At 63.9% G+C, this 17,794-nt stretch carries 15 protein-coding genes and 1 pseudogene; 9 read left to right on the top strand and 7 right to left on the bottom strand.

Annotated elements, in window-relative coordinates; translation table 11 throughout:
• Window positions 1-507: thiamine pyrophosphate-binding protein (locus ABZW74_RS21290; protein WP_355279155.1), on the bottom strand; the 507-nt coding region annotated here is incomplete at its 3' end.
• A gap of 23 nt (window positions 508-530) precedes the next feature.
• Between ABZW74_RS21290 and ABZW74_RS21285 the strand changes: the two genes are divergently transcribed.
• The 3 genes from ABZW74_RS21285 (at window position 531) to ABZW74_RS21275 (ending at window position 3,660) form a co-directional block, all read left to right on the top strand.
• The gene (locus tag ABZW74_RS21285; RefSeq protein ID WP_355279152.1) at window positions 531-1,148 is read left to right on the top strand and encodes a methyltransferase domain-containing protein; all 618 of its coding nucleotides are present in this window, start codon (window positions 531-533) and stop codon (window positions 1,146-1,148) included.
• Between the two features lie 109 nt (window positions 1,149-1,257).
• Window positions 1,258-2,349: an AbrB family transcriptional regulator gene (locus ABZW74_RS21280; RefSeq protein WP_240860064.1), complete on the top strand. Its 1,092-nt coding sequence runs from the start codon at window positions 1,258-1,260 to the stop codon at window positions 2,347-2,349.
• 33 nt (window positions 2,350-2,382) lie between these two features.
• Entirely contained in the window at window positions 2,383-3,660 is a 1,278-nt protein-coding gene (locus ABZW74_RS21275) for a saccharopine dehydrogenase NADP-binding domain-containing protein (protein WP_240860063.1), read from the top strand.
• A 93-nt stretch (window positions 3,661-3,753) separates the two neighbouring features.
• Here the strand turns inward: ABZW74_RS21275 and ABZW74_RS21270 are convergent, their stop codons facing one another.
• The 4 genes from ABZW74_RS21270 to ABZW74_RS21255 form a co-directional block, all read right to left on the bottom strand.
• A complete protein-coding gene (locus tag ABZW74_RS21270) occupies window positions 3,754-4,902 on the bottom strand; it encodes a DUF2235 domain-containing protein (RefSeq protein ID WP_355279149.1) in 1,149 nt (382 codons plus the stop codon).
• A 232-nt stretch (window positions 4,903-5,134) separates the two neighbouring features.
• Window positions 5,135-8,971 carry an Ig-like domain-containing protein gene (locus ABZW74_RS21265; protein ID WP_355279146.1) on the bottom strand — a complete coding sequence of 1,279 codons (3,837 nt, stop codon included), beginning with the start codon at window positions 8,969-8,971 and terminating at the stop codon, window positions 5,135-5,137.
• A gap of 348 nt (window positions 8,972-9,319) precedes the next feature.
• Window positions 9,320-9,964 (bottom strand): PaaI family thioesterase, encoded by a 645-nt coding sequence (locus ABZW74_RS21260; protein WP_355279143.1) that lies wholly within the window; start codon window positions 9,962-9,964, stop codon window positions 9,320-9,322.
• Between the two features lie 22 nt (window positions 9,965-9,986).
• Entirely contained in the window at window positions 9,987-10,166 is a 180-nt protein-coding gene (locus ABZW74_RS21255; protein ID WP_355279140.1) for a hypothetical protein, read from the bottom strand.
• A gap of 96 nt (window positions 10,167-10,262) precedes the next feature.
• Between ABZW74_RS21255 and ABZW74_RS21250 the strand changes: the two genes are divergently transcribed.
• Entirely contained in the window at window positions 10,263-11,222 is a 960-nt protein-coding gene (locus ABZW74_RS21250) for a 1,4-dihydroxy-2-naphthoyl-CoA synthase (protein WP_355279137.1), read from the top strand.
• A 7-nt stretch (window positions 11,223-11,229) separates the two neighbouring features.
• On the opposite strand, the gene ABZW74_RS21245 is transcribed toward ABZW74_RS21250, so the two are convergent.
• Together ABZW74_RS21245 and ABZW74_RS21240 are read right to left on the bottom strand one after the other, a co-directional pair.
• On the bottom strand, window positions 11,230-12,417 hold the full coding sequence (locus tag ABZW74_RS21245; RefSeq protein WP_355279134.1) for an EAL domain-containing protein: 1,188 nt from the start codon (window positions 12,415-12,417) through the stop codon (window positions 11,230-11,232).
• 48 nt (window positions 12,418-12,465) lie between these two features.
• On the bottom strand, window positions 12,466-13,761 hold the full coding sequence (locus tag ABZW74_RS21240; RefSeq protein WP_355279131.1) for a sugar transferase: 1,296 nt from the start codon (window positions 13,759-13,761) through the stop codon (window positions 12,466-12,468).
• Here ABZW74_RS21240 and istB point away from each other — a divergent pair.
• The 5 genes and pseudogenes from istB to ABZW74_RS21215 form a co-directional block, all read left to right on the top strand.
• Window positions 13,721-14,442 (top strand): annotated as a pseudogene (gene istB / locus ABZW74_RS21235) (IS21-like element helper ATPase IstB); the annotation flags it as partial. The gene ABZW74_RS21240 and the pseudogene istB overlap by 41 nt on opposite strands.
• Before the next feature lie 240 nt (window positions 14,443-14,682).
• Window positions 14,683-15,072: a hypothetical protein gene (locus tag ABZW74_RS21230; protein ID WP_355279128.1), complete on the top strand. Its 390-nt coding sequence runs from the start codon at window positions 14,683-14,685 to the stop codon at window positions 15,070-15,072.
• A 198-nt stretch (window positions 15,073-15,270) separates the two neighbouring features.
• A complete protein-coding gene (locus tag ABZW74_RS21225) occupies window positions 15,271-16,560 on the top strand; it encodes a hypothetical protein (RefSeq protein WP_355279125.1) in 1,290 nt (429 codons plus the stop codon).
• 25 nt (window positions 16,561-16,585) lie between these two features.
• Entirely contained in the window at window positions 16,586-17,080 is a 495-nt protein-coding gene (locus tag ABZW74_RS21220; protein WP_240859680.1) for a hypothetical protein, read from the top strand.
• A gap of 323 nt (window positions 17,081-17,403) precedes the next feature.
• Window positions 17,404-17,703 (top strand): hypothetical protein, encoded by a 300-nt coding sequence (locus ABZW74_RS21215; RefSeq protein WP_355279122.1) that lies wholly within the window; start codon window positions 17,404-17,406, stop codon window positions 17,701-17,703.
• Window positions 17,704-17,794: the final 91 nt, after the last annotated feature.

Genomic DNA, 17,794 nt, shown 5'->3' with positions numbered 1-17,794 from the left:
TCCCGCGTTGCCGGTCCGGGCGCCGCGGGCGGCGGCCAGGACACGCCCCACCGCCGAGCGCCACTGACTGTTGGTGTCGAGGTCCTGTTCGGCCAGGCCCAGGCTGATCGCCGCGCGCACCTGCGTGCCGAAAATACCGAACTGTTCGACGGTCTGATTGGCGCCCGACCCCAGAAGCTCATACGGCCGATTCGCGCTGACCACCACCAACGGCACCCGCGCATAATTCGCCTCGAAGACTGCCGGACTCATGTTGGCGACCGCGGTTCCGCTGGTCATGACGATCGGCACCGGCTGGCCCGACGCCACCGCCAGCCCCAGCGCGAGGAACCCCGCCGACCGCTCGTCGATCCGCACATGCAGCCGCAGCCGTCCCGCGGTGTCGGCGGCGTGCAGCGCGAATGCCAGCGGCGCATTCCGCGACCCCGGGCACAGCACCGCATCCCGAACGCCGCCACGGATCATCTCGTCGACGATGACCCGGGCCTGCAATGTCGAGGGATTCATCCCTTCACCCTAGGCTGAGATCGATGGGCTTCTACGACACGCATGTCCTGCCGCGACTGATCAACCTGGTCTGCGGCATCGGCGCGATCCGACCCTCCCGCGATCGTGCGTGCGAGGGGTTACACGGGCGGGTCGTCGAACTCGGTTTCGGTAGTGGTCACAACGTCGAGTCCTACCCCGGCGCGGTGACCCGGGTCGACGCCGTCGAACCGTCGGATCTGGGGTGGAAACTCGCCCACGACCGCGTGTCCGCGTCGCCGATCCACATCGAACGCTCCGGGCTCGACGGCGAACATCTCCCCTTCGACGACGACACCTTCGACTGCGCGCTGTCGACGTATACGCTGTGCACCATCCCCGATCTGCCGCTCGCCCTCGCCGAGGTCCGACGAGTCCTGAAACCCGGTGGCACACTTCACTTTCTCGAACACGGACTCGCACCCGACGAGAAGGTCCGACGCTGGCAGCACCGCCTCGACCCCCTCCAGCAGCGTCTCGCCGGCGGTTGCCACCTCAATCGCGACATCCCGCAGATCCTCACCGACGCCGGCTTCGTCGTCGACCACCTCGACACCTTCTACCAACCGCACGCCGCCAAGTCGTCGAACGCGATGAGCCGCGGGGTCGCCACCCCACGCTGATCGAGCCACCCACCCGCTGATCGAGCCGCCCACCCGCTGATCGAGCCGGTACCGAGCGCAGCGAGGCACCGTGTCGAGATCACCCAAACCCACCACTACCCTGGCACCAATGCGTCGCTGGCTGCTTCTCGCTCTCCTCACCGCAGCCGCCACCTACCTTCTGGAACTCTTCGACGTCGACGCCGCGGCTCTCTTCGCCGGCTTGGTGATCGCCGGTGTCCTGGCCATCGCGGGACTCGCACCCCGACCCCGCGCCACCAGCCCCGAGACTCCCGACGACCCCGACGCCCCCGTCATCCCCCGCCGATACGTTCTGGCCGCGCAGGGCGTGCTCGGCGTGTATATCGGCACCATCGCCGACACCGACACCCTCTCCGGCCTCGGCTCCGCATGGTTCCCGGTTCTGATCATCGGCGTCGGCACCCTGGCGTTGTCGGTGGCCGGGGGTGCGCTCCTGGGTCTGCACAAGCAGGTGGACCCGCTGACCGGTTCGCTCGCACTCGTCGCGGGAGGGGCGTCGGGCCTGGTTGTGGTGACGCGTGAACTCGGCGGCGACGAGCGGATGGTCGCGGTCATCCAGTACCTGCGCGTCGCCCTGGTCACCGTGTCGATCCCGCTGGTCGCGTCGCTCGTGTTCGGCCAGTCCTCATCGGCGGTCACCACGGAAACACCGAGCTGGACCGACCAAGCCTGGGGTCTGCTGCTGCTCGCCGTGTGCATGGGTGTCGGCATCCCGCTGGGCCGTCTGCTGCATGTACCCGCCGGCGCGCTCCTCACTCCGATGGCGTTGGCCACCATCGCCGAACTCACCGGGATCGCGGGCGACGCCGCGGTGTCGCCGATGCTGCTGACCATCGCCTACGCGGTGATCGGTTGGCAGGCCGGCCTTGGTTTCACGCTTCCCCGGCTTCGCGCGATCGGACGCGTCCTGCCGTTCGCGTTGGTACTGATCCTCGCGATCGGCGTGGGCTGCGCGCTGCTGGGTGTGCTGCTGTCGTGGTGGACCGGCGAGTCCATGTACGACTGCTATCTCGCGACCACCCCGGGTGGCATCTACGCCGTCCTCGCCGCCGCGACGGCGGCCGGCGGCAACGTCGCCTTCGTGGTCGCCGCGCAGATCCTGCGGGTCCTGTTGATGCTGTTCGTGGCACCATTCGCAGCCCGTGCCGCCGCCCGCTACCTACGACGCGGACAGGAGTGACCGTCGCCACAGCCGACAGGTAGGCTCGCGACCATGACCGGGGAAGCATCGCAACCACAGTCCGCCCGCGAGTTCGACGTCGTCGTCTACGGCGCCACCGGCTTCGTCGGTGAACTCACCGCCCGCTATCTGGCCGACCATGCACCGATCGGCACCAAGATCGCCCTCGCCGGACGCAACGAGACCAAACTCGCGACGGTGCGCAAGCGCCTGCCCGAACGCGCCCAGTCGTGGCCGCTCATCGTCGCCGATTCGTCGTCGCCTGCCGCGCTCGACGCCCTGTGCGCCCGCACCCGCGTCGTCTGCACCACCGTCGGCCCGTACCTCAAGTACGGCGAGGCGCTGGTGGTCGCCGCCGCCACCGCCGGCACCGACTACGTCGACCTCACCGGCGAGGTCCCCTTCGTCCGCTACTCCATCGACAAGGCGCACGACACCGCCGTTGCCTCCGGCGCCCGCATCGTCCATTCTTGCGGATTCGATTCGGTGCCTTCCGATCTCGGCGTCTACGCGCTGTACCGCAAGGTCGCCGACGACGACGCGGGCGAGATGACCGACACCACCTTCGTGCTTCGCTCGTTCAAGGGCGGTGTCTCCGGCGGTACCGTCGACTCGATGCGCGTGATCACCGAGCAGGCCCGAGATGCTCAGGTCCGACGCCTCATCATGAATCCGCAAGCCCTGTCCGGCGGCCCTGGTGACGTGCCGAAGGCGAGCCTGTCGTCGGAGCCGAGCGACATCGGCGTCGTCAGCGCCAAGAAGGTCGATCCGTCGCTGCGCGGCACGCTGGCCCCGTTCTTCATGGCCTCCCACAACACCCGCATCGTTCGACGCTCAAATGCGTTGCTGCACAATGCCTACGGCAAGGACTTCCACTACGCGGAGACGATGAACGTGGGCAGCATACCGGGGGTGTCGACCCTCGCCGCAGGCGCGGTAGGCGTCGGCACCGGCGCGTTCTTCGGTGCGATGAGCTTCGGACCCACCCGCCGACTCCTCGACCGCGTCCTCCCCAAACCCGGCAACGGCCCGTCCGAGAAGTCCAGGGATGCAGGCTTTTTCGTCTCCGATGTGTATACCCGCACCACTACCGGGCGCCGCTTCCGTTCGACGATGCGCGCCCAGGGCGACCCCGGCTACAAAGCCACTGCGGTGATGCTCGGCGAGAGCGCGCTGGCCCTCGCCCTTGACCGCGACAAGCTCCCCGCCCACGCCGGAGTGCTGACCCCGGCGGTCGCCATGGGTGACGCGCTGATCGATCGCCTGCGCGATGCCGGATTCGCCATCGACGCCGAGGAACTCACACGCTAAGCCTGGATCCGCGAAAGGCACTTCACGCTCCCGAAATTCCGCCGCCTGAGGTGCGAGGAGCGCAAGCGACGAGCCTCGAAGGCCTGGTGACCGTCACCACTTGGCCGCGCAAGTCGCGTGTTCGTCCTCCTCGCCGCCGGGGCGGTAGTCCACGCCCTTCACCTGGCCACCATTGTCGAGGTATTCGACAAGTCCTCGTGGACGATAAGACTCATCGTCGTCTTTTCGCTGCTCGGCGCTCGACGCCACGAATTCGCTTTCCGGATAACCCTTTCCGATCGTTCGATCCACCCGCTCGATGAGTTTGTAAAATCCCTTCCTGGACTCGTCGAGCTTGGCGAAGGCGTTCGTCCGGGTGAGGTATCGGGTGATCAGGTCAAGCGCCGTCATCGTGGGCACCGACGATGAGCCCACGCGCTCGGCATCGCCGATCTCCTGGTTCAGCTCGAGGTCGTGTTCCTTCGCGTGTTTCAGCATCCACACGAGCGGGATGTTGCTGAGCTCGCTCGACGCATACCCTCCACCGATGTTGCAGTGCACCCCGGAGAACCACACCTGCTCGAGTTCCTGATCGGCCGGCCGGTCCGGCCTGGCCACCCACAGTGTCGGTTCGAACGGTTTCCGTTTCTCGTCGATGGCCAGCGCCTGGTAGGCGGAGTCGACATAGTTGCTCAGCTGGGTGTCGTGGAATTCCCAGCGCTTGTTGATCTTCTTGGCGAAGTCCGACCGGCCGAGGACGGGGATCCCGAGCGAGCCGACGGTGTCCCACACACCGATGAACCGGATCCGGCTCTCGTGCGAATACCTTTCGCGAAAGGCGACCGCCTCCGGGTCGCTCGGCTTCACCTCGCCGCGATAGAGCGCGAACGCTTCGTCGACCCGATCTCTGTTCTCCCGCTTGAGTATTCCGCAGTTGCGGATGAACCCGGCGATGCTCCGCGCCGTGTAAGCGCCGCGGCTGAACCCGAACAGGAAGATCTCGTCACCCGGGTCGAAGGCATCGACGATGTCCCGATAGCCCTCTTTGACGTTCTTTGACAGCCCGAATCCCACTGCACCACCGGTGATCTTGTTCCACCAGTGGGTCCCGACGCCGGCCACATACAGTGGCTCGATCTGTTCGACACCGTTCGCACACGTGCCGACCTTGACCGCGTCGACGACCTTCCTGACGTTGGTCGGGTGCTTCTGACCGAAGGTGTTCCAAGTGCCGTCACAGCACACGACCAGTCTTTTCGCCATTGCCTTCGCCTCTGCTCGGTGTGGCCCCCTGAGCAGCAGATCTTACCGAGCAGGTGCAGTACCCCGTGTCTGGTGATCGACCGACTCAAGAATCCGCCAGACGTCCGCACAGATGACACGGCTCGCTCCGTCGGGTGGACTATCCAGTCGACAGCCCCCACCGGTGTCATCGATGCGGGAGCCAATAGACCCCACGGCTGCTCTGATTCAGGGGACGATGTCCAATCCTGACTCAGCTGTTGCTGGACGAGTTCTGCTGCGAGAACAACCCGATCAGCCAGTCGAGGAACGCTTGCCACGCAACCGACACCGACTCGCCGAACGACGCCACCGCAGATTGGATAGCAGCGAACACACGCTCGAAGAAGTTCTGCTCCGGTTCTTCCGGCTTCTGCTTCTCCGGAACCACCACGTCAAACGTCTGCGATGCCTGCCCCGCATGACCGTCTTGCAGCGTGACAGTGACCTTCTCCGTATAGCCGGCCGTTTGGGTCGCGTCCGGCGTGTAGGTGAAGGTGCCGTCATCGTTCTTGACAATGGTGCCGCCGCTGCCATCGCCGGTCACCGTGTAGGCGACGGTGTCGCCGTCAGCATCGGTCGTCGTAACCGTGTACGTCACTGCGCCGGTAACCGGGTCCGCGGTGCCCGGGGTGATGCTGCCGATCACCGGATTCTCGTTCTCCGGCGTGATCGCCACCGTCACCACGCTCGTATCGGTGCCGCCGTGCCCGTCATCGACGGTCACTGTGAACTGATCCGACGACGGACCGTCCGCCGCAGCCGCGTGCGCCACACCATCATTCGGCGTGTAGGTGAACGTCCCATCCGCATTGACCACCACCGACCCATGCTCGGGCGCATCCGACACCACATACGTCAACGCATCGCCGTCAGCATCGGCACCCGCAACCGAACCGGTGTAACCACCCGACACAGTCTCCGGCGCAACGGGATTCTCATTCTGCGGAGTGATCGCAACAGTGATCGGAATCGTGATCGTCCCGCCATGGCCGTCGCTGACCACTATCGTGAACGAATCGGTCTTGGGACCATCGCCCGCCGCCGCATGCGCCACCTCGGCGGACGGCGTGTAGTTGTAAAGAATCTCGATGGTCGATCCCTCGTCATACGAGAACTCGACATCGCTGGCCTCGCTGGGAGTCTCACCATAGTTGGCCTCCAGCACGTCACCGTCCGCATCGGACACCGTCACCGTCCCCGACGATCCGTTGTCGACATGGCCCACGAGTTCGGGGTTGTCGTTGGTCGTCTGGAGCGCAATGACCACTGGAATGACACGAAACTCACCCGAACTTCCGAGCGCAAGGATTGCGAACGTGTCGGTCTTCGGCCCGTCCCCGGCGGCGTCATGCTCGACACCGTCTCCGGGCACGTACAGGTAGTTTCCGGTCTGCGGATCAACCGTGACAGTGCCGTGCGCCGGCAACGAGAGCGGCTGGTACTGGATGGTGCCTGACAATGTCGAGTCAACGGTCCCCGTGTAATGACCTGTAGGCGTGGAAGTACCGACGAGGTCGTCGCCGTCGAAGACCTGGACACCGGACGCCCCAGCACCGACGAATCCATAAATCACGGGCTGGCCCATATCGTTCCGGGCGCCCTGTACGAGATAGACGTGGCTGGTGTCTGCCACGAATTGGCCCGATCCTCCCGCGGGAAGCGGAACGAATTCGTACTCACCGTCCTGTGAGTACACGAGGACCACCAGATTCTCGTCGCCGTCATTGGAAATGGTGACGCTACCGGTTCCCGGGTTGACGTCCGCTGCAACTCCGACATCCCCCAGCGAGCCGTAAACACCGTTCGCCGGATACACGGAGTTCGCAATGGCAAGGGGGTCATCGTCTCGCGGGTCCCAGTAGTTGTTCGAAGGATCCGGGTCGACCCACTTGTTGGTTCCCATCGCGGCAATGTTGTCCGAAGAGTTGAGATCGCCGGAGACAACCTGCGTCGTGGTGCCGTCGAAGTTGATCCCGACGTACCCGTACGGTGCCGCCGATCCGTCGTCTCGTCGTGGTGCCTGCACATACAGGAAGGTCGGGTTGTCGACTCCCGAAGGCACATAGGTCTTCTCACCGCCCGACTCAATGACATCTAACTGCCAGGTGGTGCCACTCGTGACCACGACGCCTACTGATCGGTCACTGTCATTGTGGATGGTGACCGAACTGTCGTCGCGGGAGTAGTAGACGCCCTCGTGGTACCAGTCCGCGACCGTTGTGTTGGTCGGGACCGCTTCGTAGTCCGCGTCGTACGGGTCGACGTAGTCATTGTCCGGATCCACGGACGCCTGCTCCACGGTCTTGATCGGCGGGCTTGCGCCGAACGGAGGGCTCGCCGTCTGCCCATCAAACGAGAGCACGGCACCAAGCACTACAGGACCACTCGTCGTTCGGTCCGCCTGCACCATGTAATAGGTCGCGTCCGCGGGTACCGGCAAGACTGCCGAGTCGCCGGCACCGATCACGTAGATTCCGTCACCAACCGGTCCCTGGTTGGCCAGGTTGACCGCAATGACACCTATATCGCGGCCGGAGTCGTTGTGGAAGGTGATGGTCGAGCCATCTTCAGCCACCTCGTAGGTGACTCCATCGGCACTCTCAAATGTGACAGTTTCGGTCGGGGCAGGATCGTCAGCGCCGTCGAGGAATCGGTCGTCGGGGTCCAGGCCCGCCCAGTCTTGGAGTGCCGCATTGGGAATCGAGTTCCCGTTGACGTCTTCGACAGCCTCGGCCGTCGTGACGATCGACGATGCGGCGACGTCGATCTGACCGAGCACCACCGGCGTTCCACCAGCTTCCGGGGTGACGCCATCTGCGCCAACACGTTGCCCCTGTACAACGAGAATCTGGGTATTCGACGTTGCGAAGTCCGCGCTACCACCCGGTTCGACGATCACCACCGACCCCGGACTCGACGATGCACTGTCACCGATGGCGATGGGATTCGTCCCGTTGTTGGTGATGGTGACCGTGGAGCCGTCGTCCGACGCCCGGTAGGTGACACCCGCGGCCACGGGATCACCCGCGATGGCGTTGGGAACGTAGGATTCGGCACCGGAGATCAGCGTGAAGTCGGCATCCCCATTGTCGTAGAAGAGATTTCCCTCATCCACCGCATCCGGCACGACCACATCGAACGCCACTACCGACCGCGACAAGAACGACTGCACCACAGGCTCGTTCAGTTCGACGCCGTCTGCTTCGTCGTCCCAGGTGTGCTTACCCAACGACCCGGTGGCCACGACCTGCGTCGGCAGCGTCAATCTCTCACCCGGTCCGAGGATACCGAGGTAGTCCGAGCCATCACCCCGCGACCGCCGGTTCAACACACCGAGAACCACCGCGCTCTGGTTCAGCAGGATCAATCCGCCCTTGCCCGTTGCGCTGGTGAACGCGCTCAGGATTCCGTCCTTGCCGTCTTTCACCTTGACGGGAAGCGCTGTGATGTAATCGGTTTCGGACTTGGACTCACCAAGATCCAATCCAACGGGAGCGACGGCGGGCGTCGCAGCAACCACCGGCGCCGCGACGTCCACCGGATCAGCAACCTTCCGTGACTTCGGCGGTGCATCGCCGGAGTCACGATCGTGATCAGGTGTGGAGAGACCGGGCACGGTGTAGGTCTTGTGCGGGCGAGGCAATAGCGAGGGCGTCCGACGAGCGGGGGTGGTGACCTCGGTTTGCGTCACGTCGGGCGTGGTCTCCGCAACCTTGGGAGCGGTGGTGTTCTCGGGCGGAGTCTCGGACTTCTCGGCCGGTTCGGCCTCGTCATCTGCATTCTCATCACCGTGTTCTTTGTCGCCGGACGGAGAACCCGGAGAACCGGACTCGTTGCCGGCGTCGTCCTTCTTCGGCGAATCACCGTCGTCATCCTTATTCGCCGAGTCGCCGTCGTCGTCGGTCTTGGAGCTCGAATCTTGTTGTGAATCAGCGGACTCCGAGGAGGAGTCGCTCCCCGAGGGCGATCCGCTGGGCGAATCCTCCGCAGCCGAGACGGCCACCGGAGCGACGGCCAACAGGGCGGCCGCGATCCCTGACGACGCCACGATGCGGCGAGTACGAGTGAATTTCCGAACAGACGACTTCGTCATGAAAGGCCCCAACGATTCGGTCGAGAGAGGTTCCCAGGAGATCGGGTGACTCAGAAGTTAGCAGGAACCAACGATCGATTGAGTACCGGCAATGTCGCCCGTTCGGACCAATTTCCGAAAACGAAAGACGTTCCCCGCGAACTACTTTCGTCGCCTAACTACAAATCCGAACAACGAGTCCCCCATTCCGGGGACATAAATGAACCGATAAGAGTCCGTACGGATGACACCACTCAGGACACCGGACGGCATTATCCAGCCAGCACCCGTCACCGGTGTCATCGCGGCGGGAACGTGAAACCCTTACGGTTGACCTGGATTCAGCTTGATGAAAAGTCCGTCCATCTCGGCGCACAGTCGGTCGCCGTCGTGCAAGGTGCCCTTGAGGTACACCTTGCGGCCATCGATCTTGTCGGCCCAGGTGTGACACTGCAGCGGCTTGTTCAGCGGCGTGATCGAGCGATACTGCACGGTCAAATAGGCCGTGCGGCTGACGCCCTGGATGGCGACCGCCGACGCGAAACCGGCGAGGTCGTCGAAGGCGACCGCGATGTGTCCGCCGTGCGCGGCGTTGTTGCCGCCGAGGTGGAAATCGCGGAATGTGAGGGTGGCGTGCACACCTTCTTCGCTGTAGCTGTCGACCGTGTAGGGCGGCAGCGTGATGTTGCCGCGCGACGGGAGGTCGATGCGGGTGCCGGCCGGCGAATGCCACTCGTCGATCCGGACGGCGGCAAGCTTCGCGTTGATCGCGGCGAGCTCATCGATCAGTTCGTCGGTGAGCCCCTCCTCGGGGCACGCGTAGCGCGCGTTGTCCATGAGCGCGCGCACCTGTTCGCTGAACTCTGCGTATCGCGGGCCGCCACGCGTCGTGGTGATCGCGGTGTGCGCACGGAAGCCTCCCTCGTGGGGATCCTCGACTTCGGCGGGGGCATCGTTCGCGTCGCTCACCGCTCAACCGTATAAGAGGCGCTCAGCCGTCCGTTCCGGGGCCGCGTGAAGGCGCGTCGTCGGGCACGTAGTCCGGCACAAAGCTCGGGCCGCGCTCCTTCTCGTCGCGAATCTTGATGGCCCGGGCGACGACGAGCGCCACCACGATGGAGACGACGATCCACGCCGCCACGACGACCAGCACGATCGCCCAGGTACTCACGCAGTCCAGGGTGCCAGAAAGAAGTCGTCCGAACAAAGGATTGACGGCTTCACCTGCGGTTTCCCGCGCCCGATACTGGAGCATTAGGGTGAGTTCATGACCGACGCGACCAGCCCGAACCCGTTCGATGCAACCCAGTGGGCGGTGGTCCCCGGTTTCGCCGACCTCACCGACATCACCTATCACCGCCACGTCGGCGAGGGTCGGGCCAACGGCATCGTCCGCATCGCCTTCGACCGCCCCGAAGTCCGCAACGCGTTCCGCCCGCACACCGTCGACGAGCTGTACCGCACCTTCGACCACGCGCGCCGCTCCCCCGACGTCGGCACCATCCTCCTCACCGGCAACGGCCCCAGCCCCAAAGACGGCGGCTGGGCATTCTGCAGCGGCGGCGACCAACGCATCCGCGGACGCTCCGGCTACCAGTACTCGACCACCCACGACGACGACGTCGCCGCGGCAACCGCCGACACCGTCGACGAGGCCCGCGTCAAAGCCGAGGGCGGACGCCTGCACATCCTCGAGGTCCAGCGCCTGATCCGCACCATGCCCAAGGTCGTCATCGCCGTCGTCAACGGCTGGGCGGCCGGCGGCGGACACTCCTTGCACGTCGTCTGCGACCTCACCCTCGCCTCGCGCGAGCACGCCCGCTTCAAGCAGACCGACGCCGACGTCGGCTCCTTCGACGCCGGATACGGCAGCGCGTACCTCGCCAAGCAGGTCGGCCAGAAGTTCGCGCGTGAGATCTTCTTCCTCGGCGAGGCCTACGACGCCGAGACCATGCACCGCATGGGCGCGGTCAATCGCGTCGTCGACCACGCCGACCTCGAGCAGACCGCCATCGATTGGGGACGCAAGATCAACGGGAAATCCCCTACCGCACAACGCATGTTGAAGTTCGCCTTCAACCTCACCGACGACGGGCTGATGGGCCAACAGGTCTTCGCGGGCGAAGCGACCCGATTGGCGTACATGACCGACGAGGCCGTCGAGGGACGAGACGCGTTCCTGCAGAAACGATCTCCCGACTGGGATGCGTTCCCGTACTACTACTGACGAAAAGTCACGCAGACGGCGAGTCCGCAGGACGGCCGAACAAAAAGCCCTGCCCGACGTCGAATCCGAGGGACGCCAATTCGGGCAGTAGGGCCGCGTCCTCGACACCTTCGGCCACGGTCTGGATTCCCGCGGCCCGTGCCATGTCGCAAATCGCCTGCACCACAGCACGATTGATGCCCGCGTCATCGACGAGACGGGCGATCAGCGACCGGTCGACCTTGAGCACGTCCACCGGTAGATCACGCAGGTAACTCAACGCCGAGAAGCCCGAACCGAGATCGTCGACACAGATACGACATCCCGCCAAGTGCAACTGCTCGATCGCATCTGCCGCGATCGAATCGAGGTTGATGACCTCGTTCTCGCGAATTTCGATCCAAATCTGTTGCGCGCGAATGCCAAACTCGTCGACGAGTCCGACGACATAGTCAGCGATGCCTTGGTCGTAGAGCTGCTGGGTCGACAAGTTGATACTGATGAACGCGTCCGGACCGTGTCGCGGGGTGATGTCTGTCGCGAGCGCACTCACCGCTTCACGAATCGAGCGCCGCCCGAGCCCCACGATCATCGAGGTGCTCTCAGCGACCGACATGAACACGTCCGGCGATACGATCCCTTCAGGAGTTCGCCACCGCAGCAAGGATTCATAGCCCAGGACGCGCCGATCCGGCAGGTCCACCAGCGGTTGGTAGACCACGAAGAAGTCCTCGTCGTCCGAGAGTTTCATTCGGCAGGCCAGGTCGACATCGCCGCGCACCGACTCGGCGACCGTCGGCCCCGCATACGCCACGATGAACCGGCGACTGAGCGCCGAACACAACGCGGCGTCGGCGTACTCGACTAGGTTGTCCGCCGTCGGCCCCGAAGGAAAATCGGCACCGATCGCCACACCGATGCACGTCTCGATGAAGTAGGTGTGTTCGCGGGTCTCGACCACGTGCGCGCCGAGGATTCCATTTGCCTTCCTAATGAATTCGGCTCTGTCGGGATGGCCGCCGATTCGAATCTGGCACTCCAGCGACGAACGACGCACGAACTCGGCTTCGACTCCGAACCCTCGATAGATCCGGTCGATGACCTGGCCGGCCGCAAAGACCACCGCTTCTCGGCCGTAGGCCGTCACCGCGCAACGCATCGGATCGATCGCGACCGACAGCACGATGTCGTCGCTGTTCCCGACCGTTGCCGTCATGCGGCGGATCATAACCGACCAACCCCTGCAGGCGGGTGCAACCGAGGCTCAACTGCCGGTGCCGCGCAACACTGATCCAACTGTTCGGATCAGAATTTTGACATCGAGCCACACACTCCAGTTCTCGATGTAGAAGTTGTCGTAGAGCGCACGGTCTTCGATGCTGGTGTCGCCGCGGAGCCCGTGAATGGCCGCCCAGCCGGTGAGTCCGACACCCACCCGGTGCCGGTCGCGATAGCTGGGGATGGAGGTCTCGAACTGTTCGACGAAGTGTGGACGCTCTGGGCGTGGCCCGACGAGCGACATGTCGCCGCGCAACACATTCCACAGCTGCGGCAGTTCGTCGAGGGAGGTCTTCCGAATGACTCGCCCGACGCGCCCGATCCGATCGGCCTCGCTGGGTTGCCATTCCGCATCGGAAACACCGGCTTCGATGGGTCGCATCGACCGGAACTTGAGGACGTCGAACAGTCGGCCACCGCGGCCGATTCGCTTCTGACGAAAGATGATCGGGGCGTCCGGATCGCTGAGGTAGACGGCGAGAGCGGTCGCCGCGAAGACCGGGCTCAGCAAGAACAGGGCGGTGGCCACCACCACGACGTCGAAGATGCGCTTCACCTTCCACGACCAGGTGCGCAGTGCGTCTCGACGCATCCGGATCAGGGGAATCGTGTGGATTCGATCCATCTCCCACGACAGCGAGACCATCTCGAAAAGCCTAGGCACAAGGAATATCTCGCAGTCCAGTTCGTCACACTCACGTAATGGTCCCACCAGCCGCGAGTCCGGGAAGCAGCTGAACGAGACGATCACCGCATCGAGATCGTTGGCAATGGCCAACTTTCGGATCTCGGTGACACCCGACTCGATCGGCACACCAGTACCGGACAATTCCGGCATCGGGTCGTCGCTGACCGCCAATACCACGTCCACTCCGAGCTCGGGCTGCTCCAGAGTGCTCTCGATCAACTCGACCGCAACCACGCCGCCACCGACGATGGCAGCACGAAGCCGATTGTGCGACGACGCCCGTCGCCGACGGCGAACCATCGCGTAGTACACAACGCGAACCACCAGCAAGGCGCCGAACACGATCGTCGCGTAGAGCGCGACCTTTTCATGGCTGACGCCCTGACGGCCGATGGCGAACAACACCCCCGACGTGATCAACGACCACCCGGCCAGCCGCGGCATGTCGTCGAGAGCCGAGAGAGTCAGCCGGGGTCGATAGAAGCCGGCCAGTTCGAGAACGAGTGCCGTGATCGCGGCGCCGAGAAGCCCGAAGGCGACCGGCCACGCACCCGCGAAAACCCAACGCTGGACCCCCGAAGAACTGCTACGCACCCTGGTGGAGGCCGAGATCGCCGCCCGAGACGCCTCCAACATCCGCAACCGCCTCAAAGCCGCCGGGTTCCCCGTCACCAAAACGTTGGAGTCTTTCGATGTGGCCGCCTCATCGATACCGGCGAACACCTTCGCCTACCTGGAATCATTGGAATGGGTACGCGCCCAACATAACCTGGCGATCATCGGGCCCGCCGGCACCGGCAAAGCCACACCCTGATCGGACTCGGGATCGCCTCGGTGCACGCCGGACACAAAGTGCGCTACTTCACCGCCGTCGACCTCGTCGAAACCCTGTATCGCGGCATGGCCGACAACACCGTCGGCAGAATCATCGACACCCTGCTCCGCCAGGACCTCATCATCGTCGATGAAATGGGATTCGCACCGCTGGACGACACCGGAACCCAGCTGTTGTTCCGGCTCGTCGCCGGCGCCTACGAACGCCGCTCCCTGGCCATCGCCTCCCACTGGCCCTTCGAGAAATGGGGCCGGTTCCTACCCGAACACACCACCGCGGTCAGCATCCTCGACCGGCTCCTACACCACGCCACCACCGTCATCACCGACGGTGATTCCTACCGCATGACCCACCGAACGGAGCCCCCAACCACTAAACCAAACCGCACAGGGCGGGGACTTTCACCTGGCCACCAGCGGGGACCTCAACATGGCCATTGACAGATCGTTGCTGTGGGAACAACTAAGGACTTTCGCTTTGCATTGCTTCTCATCCCCCAAGAACTCCAGGCGCACGTGTCACGACGATACCGTTTCGGGGTGCCTTAGCATTTCGCGTTCCACTACTCGAGAAAGAGCCAGTCGATGACCCGCTCGGCCCGCCGCCCTCGCGAAGGCGAAGCTGTCCGCTTTTAGACGCAGTTCACGCTGCACGTGATCTTCAACCACTTGAAGACCACGATGACGATCACCGACCAACAGGTGGTCGTCCATTACCCAAATCAGTTGTTCGGCGTCATCCCAGCGGCTATCTGCAGGACGAGATCCCGCTCCGCCATGTCTCGCAAATCGCCAGTGGCAGTGCGACATCCACGGCGACATCTCGTACGGGCTTATGTGTCTGGCATTCGCGTTCTTCTACTTCTCGAGCAGCGCGATGCTTGGCGTCCTCGCTGTTCTCTTCGGCCTGGTGTGCTCGCGATTGCCATCGCGCTGTTCGTGACCGCGCACTCTAACGGCGTCTTCTTCCATAGCACCGGTACTGGCGTGCTGGCAGCGCGTGGATCGAAATCCGAGCTTCCACAGATCAAACAGTCAGGCGTCGAGATCGGACGGTTGATCTTCACCTGACTGTCATTCAGACAATCGATCAGTGTCAGATCTCGCTCATGCGAGCGGTACGCCTGCCATACTCCCCTGCATCTGTCCGCCACATCGATCAAGCAGGATCCGCCATGCGCGCACCGAGGAACGGCCATGGGTACTGATGCGGACAATAATGCAGTGCATGGTGATTCGAGTAGGCCGTCACGCCTGACACTCGACTGGATGGGCTGGAGCCCAGCGTCGAACTCCTCGACATCGACCGTCATTCAACCGAATGAACGCCCAGAGCAGACAACGCCAGTACCGCTGCCGGCCGACGATCTGCCCACCGAAGACGAGGTGACCACGGTCGTCGATCCGTCGACTGTCATCGGCAACGACAATTCCACGGTGTCGCTCACGAAAGAGACCACCGTCGCGCCCTTCGTCGAAGATCAGCGGACCGAGGCTGTTGTGCGGCCACCGCCCGCGATGCCACCTTCTGCGTCATACCACTATGCCCAGCCGACTCCTTATCCGTCGCCACCGACTGGCTGGCCGCAACCCGCGCCGGCACCCGCGCCTCGGTCGGGTGCACTGATCGGCCTGAGCGCCGCAGCCGTGGTGCTGGTGATCGCCGTAGCCGTCGTCGCGTGGCTGCTGTTCGGCGGCGGGGCCAAGGACGACCAATCGGACCGCAATGCCGCGGGCCAACCGTCGATGCCGGACACGTACACAACGTGCAGCACTCCCCCGAACCTCACCGTCGTATCCACTGCGCTCACCGACGCCGGCCTGGCGGTCACGACGTCGGCGTCGAGTTCGTGCGATACCGGGGATGTGCTGTCGAACTCGGCGACGCGGGTCGTCGTGAATTCGCCGACGGGTCTGGTGGCTGCAGGGAGCTTCGATCTGTCGGTCAAGCCCGTCGGGATTCCGCCGTCGGACGGCCAGCGACGGTCGATCACGTTCACTTTCCCGCCGGGCAGCTTCTACGCGCTGCCTGACACCATCGAGCCGTCTGCCCTCACGACGACTGTCGATACTGTCGGCATGGACAGCGTCCCCCAGGTTCAGTCGGCCACCGAGTACGCCGCTGTCAGCCTAAAACCCGATGCCACCTACGTGCCGGCTGGTGCGAGCCCGGAACAGGCATCGGGGCAGAGCCTTCGGGCGCAGGTCACGCACTATCGGCCGGTGATCCTCGGGAGCGGCAACAACCGATGGCATGCCCAACTCAGCGCCAAACAGCCAGGCCTCTTCACCGACGGTAAGACGTGGCAGTACACCGACATCCTCGACGAGTTCGCAGCCCTGAACGCGCGCTTCGGCGGAACGCGACTCCTCTGGAGCAACGAATGGCCAGTGTTCACCGTGAACAACTGGTGGATCACGGTGACCGAGCAGACCTTTGCGTCGGGCGCCGCGGCCGCCGCCTGGTGCGTGCAGCAAGGCTTCGACCGCGACCACTGCTTCGGCAAGTACATCAGCGACACCTCCTCACCCGAAGGAACCACCGTCTACATCTCGTGAGCCACCACCCCGAAAGGCAGAGACGATGACCGCACCCATCCAAACCCCGCTCGTCATGGGCGAAAGCGTCCGATTTCAAACACAATTCACGCCGCACATGATCCTCACGCACCTCAAGACGACGGTGACCATCACCGATCGCCGCGTGATGGTGCACCGTCCACACCAACTGTTCGGCGTCATCCCCAGCGGCTACCTGCTGGAAGAGGCTCCGCTACGCCATATCTCGAATGTCACCAGTGGCAGTGCGACGTCGACGAGACGCGTCCTGTACGGACTCTCTTCTCTGGGGATGGCACTGTTCTTCTTTTTCAGCAGCTACTCGGAACTCGGTCGGTTCGTGATCGTCCTCGGTCTCATCTTCCTCGTGATCGCCGTGGTCTGTTTCGCGACCGCGCACTCGAACGGCGTTGTGTTCCATAGCACCGGCGGAGGCATTCTCGCCGCGCACGGCGCGAGATCCGAGACGCCACAGATACAACAGACAGCCGTCGAGATCGGGCGGTTGATTTTCTCCTGACGATGGTCATTCACGGAACCTACGTGCAGCCGAATGCCACGCCACCTGCGTTACGGTAAATCTGGCCACCGATTTGTCCACCAGCACAGACGGGGATGTCGTGATGAAATCCAGTTAGCCCTTTGAGATTAGCGTGAGATGCCGAAACGGCGAAGAACACACCCACGTCCTCGTGGTGGGCTCCGCGGGTGGAACCTTCGGTTCGGCTCCCGCCGGACGCACAAAGCTCAGGTATCGATGCCCCGTCGACGGCAAAGAGCTCGTGGCGACGTTCAGGCCACCGCCCGGCCGGGCGCGGCCATTCAAGGTTGAGGCGGTGAGGGATGTCTGAAGTAGATCAGTTAGACACTGAACCTCTCGGCAGCGACGATAAGCGACAGGTCAAGCTCGTAGCGCAACTGCAAGCCGCCGAGAACACCACCGTCGTTGCCTTCGCCAAACAGATGGTCACTGCATGCTTCTCGGCGATCGCAGCGGTCGTCGCACTCAACGAATACAAATCGTCGCAATCCTCGCAGCTCGAACTTCGCCTTCTCGGGGTGTCTGTGGCACTTCTTCTCATCGGCGGCATCGTCGCATCATTGGCGATGGTGACGCAGCGGCTCAAGGTATCTCGCGACTGACGGCGCTCATCGAAATTCCCCAGTGATGCTCATCTGAATTCCCCACCCCGTGTGGCTCCGCCGGAGAGGGCGGGCCTCCCGAGATGCTGGT

This window comes from Gordonia sp. NPDC003585 (assembly GCF_040610755.1).
Lineage (GTDB): Bacteria > Actinomycetota > Actinomycetes > Mycobacteriales > Mycobacteriaceae > Gordonia.
This window is presented reverse-complemented; position numbering and strand designations above follow the sequence as displayed.